Source organism: Rhodococcus sp. MALMAid1271, assembly GCF_049195265.1.
Classification (GTDB): Bacteria; Actinomycetota; Actinomycetes; order Mycobacteriales; family Mycobacteriaceae; genus Rhodococcoides.
On sequence record NZ_JBMIRQ010000067.1, the window covers coordinates 14,014 to 27,892 of the forward strand.

8 protein-coding genes are annotated in these 13,879 nt (G+C 64.9%); 6 read left to right on the forward strand and 2 right to left on the reverse strand.

What is annotated here, in order from left to right; translation table 11 throughout:
• Window positions 1–68: 68 nt before the first annotated feature.
• Entirely contained in the window at window positions 69–665 is a 597-nt protein-coding gene (locus ACOQFP_RS08805) for a CHAP domain-containing protein (RefSeq protein ID WP_421584047.1), read from the forward strand.
• Between the two features lie 87 nt (window positions 666–752).
• The gene (locus tag ACOQFP_RS08810; protein ID WP_421584048.1) at window positions 753–1,553 is read left to right on the forward strand and encodes a MerR family transcriptional regulator; all 801 of its coding nucleotides are present in this window, start codon (window positions 753–755) and stop codon (window positions 1,551–1,553) included.
• Between the two features lie 529 nt (window positions 1,554–2,082).
• On the opposite strand, the gene ACOQFP_RS08815 is transcribed toward ACOQFP_RS08810, so the two are convergent.
• Window positions 2,083–3,285, reverse strand: coding sequence for an MFS transporter (locus ACOQFP_RS08815; RefSeq protein WP_421584049.1), 1,203 nt, complete (start codon window positions 3,283–3,285; stop codon window positions 2,083–2,085).
• Window positions 3,286–3,543: 258 nt separating this feature from the next.
• Here ACOQFP_RS08815 and ACOQFP_RS08820 point away from each other — a divergent pair, with 258 nt between their 5' ends.
• Genes ACOQFP_RS08820 through treZ form a run of 4 tightly spaced genes read left to right on the forward strand, consistent with a single transcriptional unit; the run spans window position 3,544 to window position 12,241 of the window.
• Complete coding sequence (locus ACOQFP_RS08820) at window positions 3,544–5,712, forward strand: acyltransferase family protein (protein ID WP_421584050.1); 2,169 nt, start codon at window positions 3,544–3,546, stop codon at window positions 5,710–5,712.
• 56 nt (window positions 5,713–5,768) lie between these two features.
• A complete protein-coding gene (glgX, locus tag ACOQFP_RS08825; RefSeq protein ID WP_421584051.1) occupies window positions 5,769–8,102 on the forward strand; it encodes a glycogen debranching protein GlgX in 2,334 nt (777 codons plus the stop codon).
• A 3-nt stretch (window positions 8,103–8,105) separates the two neighbouring features.
• Window positions 8,106–10,481: a malto-oligosyltrehalose synthase gene (gene treY, locus ACOQFP_RS08830; protein WP_421584052.1), complete on the forward strand. Its 2,376-nt coding sequence runs from the start codon at window positions 8,106–8,108 to the stop codon at window positions 10,479–10,481.
• A complete protein-coding gene (treZ, locus tag ACOQFP_RS08835) occupies window positions 10,478–12,241 on the forward strand; it encodes a malto-oligosyltrehalose trehalohydrolase (protein WP_421584053.1) in 1,764 nt (587 codons plus the stop codon). Before treY ends, treZ begins: the two co-directional genes overlap by 4 nt.
• Here treZ and ACOQFP_RS08840 read toward each other — a convergent pair.
• Window positions 12,214–13,770 carry an MFS transporter gene (locus ACOQFP_RS08840; protein WP_421584054.1) on the reverse strand — a complete coding sequence of 519 codons (1,557 nt, stop codon included), beginning with the start codon at window positions 13,768–13,770 and terminating at the stop codon, window positions 12,214–12,216. The genes treZ and ACOQFP_RS08840 overlap by 28 nt on opposite strands.
• Between the last annotated feature and the right edge of the window lie 109 nt (window positions 13,771–13,879).

The window sequence follows — 13,879 nt, forward strand, 5'->3', positions numbered from 1 at the left end:
CGATCCTGAGGGTGTGCCACGGTGTCATTGTGCCAAGCCGTGCCCCCGATCGCGCTACCGTGGGCACCATGAGCATCGAGACCGCGCCGCGCACCCGACGACGGTGGCCCTTGTGGGTTGCCGCGTGCGCAGCCCTCGTCGTGGTCGTGGCGGTCGGGGTTCTGTGGCTGGCGCCGAGCCGGTACCTCCCATGGGACACCGAAGCCTTCCCCGAGGTGAACAGCGGTGAGTTGACCGCTGATCAGGCCCGGGTCGTGGAGCTGTTGCGGGCCGAGCACGAGCAACAGCGGCCGGGAACGTTCTACGCCGAGGGCGTCGACGAGGCCTGGTGTGCCGATTTCGTCAGCTGGATCATGAAGGAAGCGGATATGCCCCTGTCGAACCCCAATTCAGGTTCGTGGCGCATACCCGGTGTCTACACACTGCAGGAGTACTACCAGCAGCAGGGTCGGTTCGAGGAAGTCGGCAGTTACACGCCCGTCGTGGGAGATGTGGTGTTGTACGACAATGCGAGCTGGGCCGGCCAACACACCAACGTGATCGTGGCCGTCGAGGGCGACGAGGCCATCACCGTCGGAGGCAACGAGGCCGGGAAGATTCGAGTCCACTCCCTGCACTACGGATCCGACCCGGGCGTCGTCGGATTCGGCCGTCTGAACAGCTGACGGTCGGCTGCCGGGACGGCTGCCGTCGCCGTAGCAGCGTGCACCGCCGTTTGACCTGGACGCTACGTCATGGTTCACAGTGAACGTATGAGAATCGGATCGCTGGCGGATGCCGCTGGAACGACCCCTCGGACGGTACGCCACTACCACCGCCTCGGCCTGCTCGCCGAACCGCGCCGCTTGTCCAACGGGTATCGCGAGTATTCGATCGACGACGTGGTGCGGCTGATGAGAATTCGGTGGCTGGCGGACTGCGGGATGCCATTGAGCGAGATTGCGACGGTACTGGGCGGGGCCCCAGCAGACGAGGACGACGTGGTCGCTGATTTGCGCGCTCTGCTGACCGGAATCGAATCGCAGCAGAAGGTGCTGGCGCGCAAGCACACTCGCCTGTCGGCATTGCTCGACGACGCCGTCGAACAACGAAGGCTGAGCGCACTTCCACACACTGTGGCCGACGTGCTGACCGCGGCGATCGATGCAGCTGCCGACGCGGACCGAGAAGCGCTGACCCGCGAACGCGACCTCCTGGAGGTGATGGCGATATCGGGCACCGTTCCTGCCTCGTTCTTCGAGACGGTGACCGCGACGCTCCTCGATGACGACCGACGTCGACGATATCTCGGGCTTCTCCACAGATTCAGCGCTCTCGACGGTCGGGATCCAGATGAGGTCGAGGCCGATATCGATTCTCTTGCAGTGGATGTGGTGTCGATGCTCGATCTCGATTCACTGCCGTCCACACCGCCCGCCGCCGGGGATACGCCTGGCACGAGCGCACTGAGCATCGACGACATCGTGCCCGATCCGGCGCAACGCGCAGTGATCGTTCGAGCGTCCGCACGTCTGTTGCGCCGCGAAGCCACCCGGTCCGAAGGCGCACAATGACGGCCGAAACGGCAGTCCGGGTGGGCAGGTGGCGCTCGATGCTGCTGTGGATGCGGGGCCGTCGTGCACCGATTCCGGCGGACTCGCTGGTGTTCACGGCCACGCGCGGAACTCTCGCGATGCCCCTGATGTTCGGTGCGGCCACCGTCATCGAGATGGTCGTTCTCCATCTGCTGATTCCGTGGCTGTGGCTCAGCATTGCGGTTGCAGTCTTGTCCATGGCCTCGCTGGTGGCCGTTGCATCATCGCTCGCCCTGGATCGGGTGCACCCGCACGTTCTGTCAGCCGACGCACTCACTCTGCTCGTTTCCGGAACGGTGGTCGCGACCCTGGACCGGGCCACGATCGTGTCCGCGCGAATTCACCGGCGCCGCGGTGTCGTGTCGCCCACCCTCGAGGGCAGCAGGCTCGTCCTGCCGAACCAGGACGGAACCACGGTGGACATCGAGCTGTCGACTGCAACAGCAGTTGTGGTTCCCACACTCCTGAAGCGGCGACAGGTATCAGGAACCGCTCGCTCGTTCGGTCTTCAGGTGGACGATGCGACCGCACTTGTCGTCGCGCTGACGCGGTCCTCACCCGGTGCTGCACGACGCAGCAGGACTGTTGCAGTCGACAAGACCACCACCGCCAGCACGGTGGCACCGAATCCGGCCCAGATGGGCGAGGTGTAGCCGAGACCGGCCGAGATCGTGACGCCACCGACCCACGCGCCCAGCGCATTTCCGAGATTGAACGCTGCGATGTTGGCACCGGAGGCCATCGTCGGAGCGCCGGGTGCGAACGACATCACCCGCATCTGCAGGGCCGGTACCGTCGCGAATCCGAACGCCCCCATCAGGGCGAGGGATGCGATCGTCGCCGGGCGGCTCTGTGCAGTGAGTGCGAAGAAGACGAGGACCACAGCGAGCGCGCCGAGCAACGCCAACAGTGTGACGGTGAGGTTCCGGTCGGCAGCTTTGCCTCCGAGGTAGTTTCCGACGAACAGACCTCCGCCGAACAGCACGAGCAACCAGGGCACCGAACTGGGGGCGAAACCACTGACTTCGGTGAGGGTGAACGCGATATAGGTGAACGCCCCGAACATGCCGCCGAAGCCCAACACCGTGGTGGCAATGGAGAGCCAGACCTGTAGTGATCGGAACGCACCCAATTCGCGGCGCAGATCGCTACCCTCGCCGCGCGCTCGCTCGCGGGGCACCAGGGCCGCGATTCCGATCAGTGCGATGATCCCGATCACCGTGATGGCCCAGAACGTCGAGCGCCATCCGTAGTTCTGGCCGAGGAATGTGCCGAACGGAACACCCAGAACGTTGGCCGCGGTGAGGCCCGCGAACATCATCGCGATCGCTGCGGCCTTCTTCGCCGGCTCGACGAGGCCGGCCGCGACCACAGCACCGATGCCGAAGAACGCTCCGTGACACAGCGCAGCGACGACACGGCCGATCAGCAACATCTCGTAACTGCCCGACAGTGCCGAGATCAGGTTTCCCGCGACGAACAGGCACATCAAGGATTGCAGCACTGTCTTGCGAGGAAAACGCGTCACGGCGGCAGTGAGGACCACGGCCCCGACGACGACGGAGAGCGCATAACCGGTGATGAGCCAGCCTGCGGTGGCCTCGGTGACCGCGAAATCGGCCGCGACGTCAGGCAGTAGTCCCATGATGACGAATTCGGTCAATCCGATGCCGAATCCTCCGATTGCGAGGGCGAGCAAGCCTAGAGGCATGACGAGGCTCCTGAGTTGAAAGAGGCGTACGCAGTTATCCTTCTCGCGCATGTAATTGCACGCGCGCTATAAATAGTTGCACGCGCGCGTTACCAGTGCAAGCCGATAACGCCGGCGGCGTCAGTACCGCGACGCGAGCTGGGGCTATCGGCCCGAACCGGACTCTGCGCAGTGCTTCACGTCGCGTACACGTATTGTTTGCCCGGTATCGCACACCCGACCGAGTAGTCGATCGACAGCCGGAGCCACTTCTTCTTCATGCATGTACATCCGAGTACCGACCGCGGCTCGGCCTCCGACTTCTCGGCGGCGGTCCACGACGCGCCGGTTTACGTTTCCGAGCGACCAGCGCCAGGCACGGAGTCCCCTGGTGCCCAGAATCGACCACCGCAGCGGCGAGATCTCAACGGTCTGCGCGGTGTGGCCATCGCCCTCGTCGTCGTATTCCACATCTGGCTGGGTCGGGTATCGGGGGGCGTCGATGTCTTCCTGACATTGTCCGGGTTCTTCTTCACCGCGTCCTTGTTGCGATCGGCTCAGGCCGGAGCCAGCCTCAATCCGGTCACTCGCGTCGTCCGAGTACTGCGCAGGCTCGGTCCACCCCTGCTGATCACCCTTCTCGCCGTGGCTGTCGCGTCGGTGTTCCTGTTACCACGCACCCGCTGGGCGGATCTGGGCGATCAACTTGTCTCCGGTGTGTTCTATTACGTCAACTGGCAACTCGCGACAACAGCAAACGACTACCTGGCCGCCGACCCGTCGGTGAGTCCTGTCCAGCATTTGTGGTCGGTGGCCGTGCAGTTCCAGTTCTATCTGTTCGCCATCGCCGTCGTATTCGGCCTCGCGTGGGTCCGGCGCAGAGTCCGCCCGGACGGACCTCGCAGTCTTCGGCCGCGCACCTTCGCAGTGATCTTCTTCGCGATCGCCGTGGTGTCCTTCGTGTACGCGGCGGACGGTGTGCAACGGCATCAGGCCTGGAACTACTACGACACCGGCGCACGGCTCTGGGAGATCATGCTCGGTGCCACCGTCGCCGCTGTGTTCGCGGCCCGAAGCACCGGGCCCCGGCGAGAGGACTCGGAGCGCTACCCCAGGGTGTCCTCGACCGCGCGCGGTGTGCTCGCCGTTGTCGGGATGACCGTCATCGTCGTCTGCGGCTTCGTCGTCGACGGGGTGACCGACTTTCCCGGACCTCTCGCGCTGATTCCGGTGCTGGCCACGCTCGCGCTGATCATCGCCGGCTCGGAGACCGCCGTCGCCGCCACCCTGTCCAACCGGTTCTTCGCGTGGGTCGGGTCGATCGCGTTTCCGCTGTACCTGTGGCACTGGCCGTTGCTGATCTTCTACCTCGCGGTCACCGGTAAACCCCATGCCGATGTGCTCGGCGGTCTCGGCATCATCGCCGCCTCGGTCGCTCTCGCGTGGCTCACCGTCAGACTGGTCGAGCGACCGACACAATCGACCACACTGACTCCGGGACGGATCGCGGTCACAACCTGCGCGGCGATCGCCGCGATCGCGGTCACCGTGGGTTCGATCGGCTGGAACATCTACATCGCTCGTGCGATCAGCGCCGTGCAATCCAGTGGCACGGTCGTGGACCTCACCCACCCGGGCGCGCTCGAGCTGACCGACGGAATCCGCGCGGACCCGGCCGACGTGAGCCCTCCGCTCTACTCGGCTCCGGAGGATCTCCCCGTCACCACCCTCGAGGGGTGCATCGCAGACTTCGAAACCCGCGACGCACTGTCGTGCACGTACGGCGACGTCAACGCCGCCAGAACGATTGTGCTCGCCGGCAGCTCACACGCCGAGCACTGGGTGACAGCCCTCGATGCACTAGGACTGCAGCACGGGTTCAAGGTCGTCACATTCTTGAAGATGGGATGCCCGCTGAGCGTGGACACGATGCCGATGCTCGGTCCAAACGAGTATCCGGACTGCCTGGACTGGACGCAGACCGTGCTCAGCGACGTCGCCGCGATGGCACCGGAGTACGTGTTCACCACCGCCACCCGCCCGCGGGAGGATGCTCCGGGCGACTACACACCCACCTGGTACACCTCGGTGTGGCGACAACTGGCCGCCGACGGTGTCGGAATACTCGGTGTCCGCGACACTCCGTGGCTCGCATACCGCGCCATCGACTGCCTTGCCGACGGCGGTACGGCCACCTCGTGCGGTATACCGAGAGACGACGCGTTGGACTCGGTCAATCCAGCATTGGCCTCGTCGTTCCAGCTGCAGGGATTCTCCGCTCTCGACCTGTCCAACGCGGTCTGCGATGTCACGGTGTGCCGAGCCGAGCAAGGCAACGTACTGATCTACCGTGACGAGCACCACCTCACCGCGACGTACGTGCGCACGCTGACCACCGAGCTGGGACGGCAGATCGGATCGGCCACCGGATGGTGGAGCGGACCGTGACCGGAGCGACCCGCACTCGGTAAGCCCGGCCCCCCCGGTCACAGTAGGGTTGATCCATGCAGCACGAAGCCTCCGACGACACTCCCGCCATCGCCGTATGGCCGGGATCCGCTTATCCATTGGGAGCGACCTACGACGGAGCCGGAACCAATTTCGCGTTGTTTTCCGAGGTCGCAGAGGCAGTGGACCTGTGCCTGATCGCCGAGGACGGTACCGAGACCCGAATCCGTTTCGAAGAATCCGACGGTTACGTGTGGCACGCGTACCTTCCGACGGTAGTTCCCGGTCAGCGCTACGGCTATCGCGTTCACGGCCCGTGGGATCCGGCGGCCGGACACCGCTGTGACCCGAGCAAGTTGCTCGTCGATCCGTACGGAAAGGCCTTCGAGGGATCGTTCGACGGTGACCGATCACTGTTCTCGTACAACATCGACACCCCGGCTCCGGAGCCGGCCCCGGAGCCGAAGCTCGACGCTGCCGAGGCCGCAACCGAAGCCGGAGAGGGAGACGAAGACGAGGACACCGACATCGCGTCCACCGTCGAGGCCCCATTCGAGGACGCGGCCGACCTCGACGACGCGGCAGGCGAGATCGTCGACGTGGCCCCCATCGCTCACGACGACGAGCCGAACAACGACTTCCCTCAGCATGATTCGCTCGGTCACACGATGACCACCGTCGTGATCAACCCGTTCTTCGACTGGCAGGCCGACCGGGCTCCCAACCGCCCGTACCACGAGACGGTCATCTACGAAGCCCATGTCAAGGGCATGACCATCAACCACCCCGACATCCCCGAGGCCGAGCGCGGCACCTACGCCGGGCTCGCCCATCCGGTGATCATCGATCACCTCAACCATCTCGGCGTCACGGCGATCGAACTGATGCCGGTTCACCAGTTCATGCAGGATCAGGTTCTACTGGACAAGGGACTGCGAAACTACTGGGGCTACAACACATTCGGCTTCCTGGCCCCCCATGCGGAGTACTCGTCGCTACAGTCGCCGGGTGCCGCGGTCACCGAGTTCAAGGCCATGGTTCGCGCGTTCCACGCCGCAGGCATCGAGGTGATACTCGACGTGGTCTACAACCACACCGCCGAGGGCAACCACATGGGCCCGACCATCAGCTTCCGTGGCATCGACAACGCGGCGTACTACCGACTGGTCGACGGCGACCTCGAGCACTACATGGACTACACCGGCACCGGCAACAGTCTCAACGCCCGGCATCCGCACACCTTGCAGCTCATCATGGACTCGCTGCGCTACTGGGTCACCGAGATGCACGTCGACGGATTCCGCTTCGACCTCGCGTCCACGTTGGCACGCGAGCTGCACGACGTCGATCGCCTCAGTGCATTCTTCGATCTGGTTCAGCAGGATCCGGTGGTGAGCCAGGTGAAGTTGATCGCCGAGCCGTGGGACATCGGCGAAGGCGGCTACCAGGTCGGCAATTTCCCCGGACTGTGGACGGAATGGAACGGCAAGTACCGCGACACCGTGCGTGACTACTGGCGCGGCGAGCCGGCCACGCTCGGCGAATTCGCCTCCAGGCTGACCGGATCCTCTGATCTGTACGAGTCGAACGGTCGCCGACCCGGTGCCAGCATCAACTTCGTCATCGCTCACGACGGATTCACCCTCAACGATCTCGTCTCGTACAACGAGAAACACAACGAGGCCAACGGCGAGGGCAACAACGACGGCGAGAGCCACAACCGGTCCTGGAACTGCGGCGTAGAAGGGCCTACCGACGATCCGGAGATTCTGGACCTCCGAGCGCGCCAGATCCGCAACATCATGGCGACGTTGCTGCTGAGCCAGGGCACGCCGATGATCGCCCACGGTGACGAGATGGCGAGAACTCAGCAGGGCAACAACAACGTCTACTGCCAGGATTCAGAACTGGCATGGATGGACTGGTCGTTGGCCGAGACCAATGCCGAGCTGGTCGAGTTCACCCGCAATGCCATCGCCCTGCGCGCCGAGCATCCGGTATTCCGTCGTCGACGGTTCTTCGAGGGCAGGCCCATCCGTACCGGCGAACAGGCTCGAGACATCGCCTGGCTCACCCCGGCAGGCGAGGAGATGACGCCCGAGGACTGGGACAGCGGCTTCGGCAAGTCGCTCACCGTCTTCCTCAACGGCGAGGGAATCCCGGAACCGAATCAGCGCGGCGAGCGGGTGGTGGACGACTCGTTCCTGTTGTGTTTCAACGCACATCACGAAACTCTCGAGTTCGTGACACCGGACGGGAACTACGCCAAGGAATGGACCGTCGCGCTCGATACGGCAGCGCGCACGGGAGCGGGTGAGAAATCGATCGAAGCGGGTACACCGGTGGAGGTCACCGCTCGTTCCTTACTCGTTCTACGAAAGACTGCCTGACATATGCCGCTGCCCACCAGTACATACCGGTTACAACTGCGGGGCGATGCCTTCACCCTGACCGATGCCGCGAACGTGGTCGACTATCTTCACGACCTCGGAGTGAGCCACCTCTACCTGTCCCCGATCCTGACGGCCACCGATGGGTCGACCCACGGGTACGACGTCACCGACACCGCGACCGTGTCGGCGGCGCTCGGCGGCCGCGAAGCACTGAAGCAGTTGCGTTCGCGGGCCTCCGAGCGCGGCATGGGACTCATCGTCGACATCGTGCCCAACCATGTCGGAGTCGACGACCCGCGGCAGAACGCATGGTGGTGGGACGTTCTGCTACACGGACGCGAATCCGAGTACGCGACGTATTTCGACATCGACTTCGGAGCCGACAACGGCGTCGACGGCAAGATCGCCATCCCCGTACTCGGTAGCGCCAGCGATGTCGGTGAACTGACCATCGACCGCTCCGAGGACGCACCACTGCTCGCGTTCTACGAACACCGCTTCCCCATTGCCGAAGGCACCGACGGCGACGACGCGCAGGTCGTGCACGACCGCCAGGCCTATCGGCTGGTCGGCTGGTCCGACGGGCTGATCGGCTATCGCAGGTTCTTCTCGGTCAACGGACTCGCAGGAATCCGACAGGAAGACCTCGATGTCTTCACCGACTCGCATCGCCAGGTGGCCAGTTGGGTCGAGGACGATCTGATCGACGGTCTACGCGTCGACCATCCCGATGGTCTGGCCGACCCCGCCGGCTACCTCACCGAACTGCGGGGGCTGCTCGGCCCCGACCGATGGCTGGTCATCGAGAAGATCTTGGCCGACGGTGAACCGCTGGACGAGTCCTTGCCCGTCGACGGCACCACCGGATACGACGCATTGGCCGCGGTCGGCGGAGTGTTCGTCGACCCCGAAGGCGTGCACGCGCTCACCGCGCTGTCGCAGGTTCGCTCGGGAATCGCATTCGACAGCGAATCTCTGCACGAGACCGAACTCGACCTCAAGACCGGTGTCGCACGCGGCGATTTGTCCCCCGAGGTGCGGCGCCTCGCCCGTGCCATCGTCCGCGAGTCCGCCACCACCGTCGAGCTCGAGTCGATCATCGACGCGATCGTTGCCGTCGTCGCGGCCGTTCCGGTGTACCGGACCGATTACGCTCCACTCGCCGGTGTACTCCCGACGGTGATCGCCGCGATCGTCGAGGAACAGCCGGAGCTCGGCGGGGGCGTGGGTGCGCTCGCCACTGCGCTCGTCACCGGAACCGAATCGCCTGTTCGATTCGACCAGGTCTGCGGTGCGGTGACCGCCAAGGGCGTCGAGGACTGCCTGTTCTACCGCGCCAACCGACTCGTCTCGTTGCAGGAAGTCGGCGGTGACCCGAGTAGATTCGGTTGCAGCACTGCGTATTTCCACCTCACCAATGCCGACCGAGCTCGACGTTGGCCGGCCGCGATGACCACGCTGTCCACCCATGACACCAAGCGCGGTGAGGATGTGCGGGCGCGGATCGGCGTGCTGTCGCAGGCTCCTGAACTGTGGGCACGCAGCATCGCAGACTGGGAAGAACTCAGCCCCAGCCCTGACGGTACGACTGGAATGTTTCTGTGGCAGAACCTTTTCGGCGTGTGGCCGGTCGACGGAGTGATCACGTCCACCCTGCGTGAGCGGTTTCACGCCTACGCCGAGAAGGCGATCCGCGAGGCCGCTCTGCGCACGACCTGGACCGCCCCGAACGACGAGTTCGAGTCTGCGGTGCACGCGTGGCTCGATTCGGTCTTCGACGGCCCGGTTGCGCACTCGATGACGACACTCGTCGAGACACTCGCTCCCCACGGCCATAGCGACGCACTGGGGCAGAAGTTGTTGAACCTGGCCGGACCCGGAATTCCCGATGTGTACCAGGGCACCGAACTGTGGGAGGACTCGCTGGTCGACCCCGACAACCGCAGGCCCGTCGACTACTCGGTCCGTCGCGCGATTCTCGCAGCGTCGAACACCGGCACACCCGTCATCGAGACCGGTGCCGCGAAGCTGGCGGTCGTCCGCTCCGCTCTGCATGTCCGCCGTGAACGTCCCGAGAGCTTCGTGGGCGGAACCTATGCACCGATCGTGGCGGACGGTGCTGCGGCCGAGCATCTCGTGGGATTCGCCCGGGGCCCGGTCGCCGGCCACCACGACGTCATCGCCCTGGCGACCCGGCTCTCGCTCGGCCTGTCCGACGAGGGATGGGACGACACGACGGTGACTCTGCCCGACGGTCGCTGGCGCGATCGCATCACCGATGCCGAACACACGGGCACCGTTTCGGTGGCCGAGGTGTTCGCCTCGCTTCCGGTGGCACTCCTGGTGCGCGACAACGAAGGAACGGCGACACAGTGAGATCAACAGCAGAGTCATCAACAGCTGCGACGACTCGGCGGTTCCGCGTGTGGGCACCGACCCCACAGACCGTGCGCCTACAACTCGACGACGCTGTTCATCCGATGCAACGCTCGTCGGACGGTTGGTGGCACGCCGACGTCGAGGCGTCGCCGAACAGTCGATACGGCTATCTGCTCGACGACGCCGACAAGGCGCTCCCCGATCCGCGATCGCCGCGGCAACCCGAGGGCGTACACGAGCTGTCCCAGGTCTTCGATGTCGACTCGAGGCTGTGGACCGACTCGGACTGGACCGGACGGCAGCTGCCCGGTTCGTCGATCTACGAACTGCACATCGGCACGTTCACCGACGAGGGCACCTTCGACGCGGCCATCGACAAGCTCGATCATCTCGTCGATCTCGGCGTGACGTTCGTCGAGATCATGCCGGTCAACGGATTCAACGGTGAGCACAACTGGGGATACGACGGCGTGCTCTGGTACACCGTGCACGAGGCGTACGGCGGCCCGGAAGGGTTGCAGCGCTTGGTCGATGCCTGCCATCGCCGCGGCATCGCAGTCGTGCTCGACGTGGTATACAACCATCTCGGCCCCTCGGGCAACTATCTCGATCGCTTCGGTCCGTACATGGCCGAAGGAGCCAACAGTTGGGGCCAGGCGATCAACTACGCCGAGGCAGAATCCGGCGAGGTCAGGCGCTACGCCCTCGACAATGCGCTGCGTTGGTTCTCCGAGTTCCACATCGACGCACTGCGACTCGACGCAGTGCACGCGATCGTCGACCACACGGCCGTACACCTGCTCGAGCAACTCTCCATCGAAACCCGCACGCTCTCAGCACATCTGGGTCGTCCACTGACCCTGATCGCCGAGAGCGACCTCAACGATCCGACACTGATCACCGCGCGGTCGGGTGGCGGCTACGGACTCGACGCGCAGTGGGACGACGACATCCACCATGCGATCCACGCTGCGGTCTCGGGCGAGCGGCAGGGTTACTACGGCGATTTCGGCTCACTTCGAGGTCTCGCGAACACGCTGCGGCAGGGCTTCTTTCATGCCGGAACATATTCGAGCTTTCGCGGTCGCATCCACGGCCGCCCGCTGGACACCCGCCGAATCCCGGCCAGTTCACTGGTGACCTACACGACCACGCACGATCAGATCGGCAATCGGGCGATCGGCGACCGGCCTGGCTTCTACCTGTCTCCCGGCCAGCTCGCGATCAAGGCCGCTCTGGTGTTGACCTCGCCGTACACACCGATGTTGTTCATGGGCGAGGAGTGGGGGGCGTCGACGCCGTTCCAGTTCTTCACCTCGCATCCCGAGCCCGAACTGGGCCGGGCCACAGCCGAAGGGCGCAAAGCGGAATTCGCCGAACACGGCTGGGACGAGAGTGAGATCCCCGACCCGCAGGACCGAGCGACGTTCACCCGGTCCAAGCTGAACTGGTCGGAACTGGGCGACGGAGACCACGCACGACTGCTGGCCGTCTATCGCGACCTGTTGAGGTTGCGCCGCGACCGCAGCGAACTCACCGACCCCTGGCTCGACCATGTGAAGGTGGACTACGACGAGGACGCGCAGTGGATCGTCGTGCGTCGCGGCCGAGTCAGCGTCGTGTGCAATCTGTCCGAATCGCCTGCGACGGTGCCGGCCGGCGGCTCCCCACTGCTCGAATGGGAGCCGACGACCTCCAACGAGACCGGTTCCGCCACAACGGTCCCCGGTCACTCCTTCGCTGTACTCGAGTCCTGACGCTGGCGGAGATTGATCAGGACGAACACCGAGGTCACGGCCAAGACCACCGCGGTGGCGACCGCGGCGACGTGCATACCCGACACGAACGCTGCGTTCGCGGAGTCCATCAGTGCGGTCGCCGCCGACTCCGGCAGCCCGCGGGCAACCTCTCGGGCACCGCCGAGGGTCTCGCTGGCGTCGGCACCGAGTTCAGGCGTGAGCAGTGAGACGTCGATCCCGCGCCGGAAGAAGGCCATGACGACGGTGCCGAGTATGGCGACACCCAGTGCGATACCGAGTTCGTATGCGGTTTCCGACACTGCCGAGGCGGCTCCCGCTCGTTCGGGTTCGACCGCGCTGACCACCAACTCGGAGGTCAAGGTGAGCGAAACACCGACGCCTGCCCCGACGAGGACGAATCCGGCGATGAACAACGCCGGGCCACTGTCTGCGGCGAGGCCGACGAGGACCCCTGCACCTGCCGCTCCGACGAGCATCGCGACACCGAGAACCGTTCCTGCACTGAAGTATCGGACCAAGACCGCCACCAGAAGCGATGTGACGATACTGGCGGCCGTGCCTGGTAACAGCAACAGCCCCGCTTCCAGCGGGCTGTTGCCGAGCACGACCTGCAGATACTGCGCACCGAAGAACAGCACACCGGCGAGGGCGAACACGGACAGGAAGTTCGTGGCGACGCCCGTCGAGAATGCCCGGCTGGCGAACAACCGCAGGTCGATCATGGGCGCGTCGAGGATTCGCTGTCTGCGAACGAACACATAACCGGCGATCAGACCGACCACAGCCGACATCACGTACACCGGGTCGACGCCGTGTGCCGCGGTCTCCTTCACTGCGAACACCAGCGGCACGATGGCGAGCATCGACAGCGCCGAACTCGTCAGGTCGAAGCGGCCAGGGTTCGGATCGCGTGACTCCGGAATCACCAGCGGACCAAGCAGGATCAGGGCGAGCATGACGGGGATGTTGATGAGAAACACCGATCCCCACCAGAAGTGCTCGAGCAACCAGCCGCCCACGAGTGGACCGGCAGCAGCACCGCCACCGGCCATCGCGCCCCACACTCCGATCGCCGCGACCCGCTGACGCGGGTTCAGGAAGATCGTGCGAATCAGGCCGAGTGTCGCGGGCATCAGCGTCGCGCCGGAGATGCCTTGCAGAACTCGAGCGGCGATGAGCATCTCGGCGCTGGACGAGACGGCGGCGACGAGCGAGGCGATACCGAAGCCCGCAGCACCGATCAACAGCAATCGGCGGCGGCCGATTCGGTCACCGAGTGTGCCCATGGTGATCAGCAGACCGGCCAGCACGAACGAGTACACGTCGATGATCCAGAGCAGCTGATTGCTGGTCGGAGCCAGATCAGCACTGATGAAGGGTAGCGCGAGATCGAGCACAGTACCGTCGACCGCGATCAACAGGATCGCGAACGCGAGCACCACCAGCCCGAGCCAATCTCGCCCGGTGGCTCGATGCTCGAACTCTCCGGACACCTCCTGCACCGAACCGGTGCGCACGTCGCTCACAACTTCTCCTAGGTTCCGCGCTGGGCGTCTCGCGATCGGCCGTCCCAGCGACACACGCACCAACCGTCCAGCCGGTACAGTCGTCGAGAGTACTCTGAACCGTCCAGCC

Excerpts from the sequence above, each read along its gene's own strand:
- ACOQFP_RS08805 (WP_421584047.1), top strand. The coding sequence starts at position 69 with ATGAGCATCGAGACCGCGCCGCGCACCCGACGACGGTGGCCCTTGTGG.
- ACOQFP_RS08810 (WP_421584048.1), top strand. The coding sequence starts at position 753 with ATGAGAATCGGATCGCTGGCGGATGCCGCTGGAACGACCCCTCGGACG.
- ACOQFP_RS08815 (WP_421584049.1), bottom strand. The coding sequence starts at position 3,285 with ATGCCTCTAGGCTTGCTCGCCCTCGCAATCGGAGGATTCGGCATCGGA.
- ACOQFP_RS08820 (WP_421584050.1), top strand. The coding sequence starts at position 3,544 with ATGCATGTACATCCGAGTACCGACCGCGGCTCGGCCTCCGACTTCTCG.
- glgX (WP_421584051.1), top strand. The coding sequence starts at position 5,769 with ATGCAGCACGAAGCCTCCGACGACACTCCCGCCATCGCCGTATGGCCG.
- treY (WP_421584052.1), top strand. The coding sequence starts at position 8,106 with ATGCCGCTGCCCACCAGTACATACCGGTTACAACTGCGGGGCGATGCC.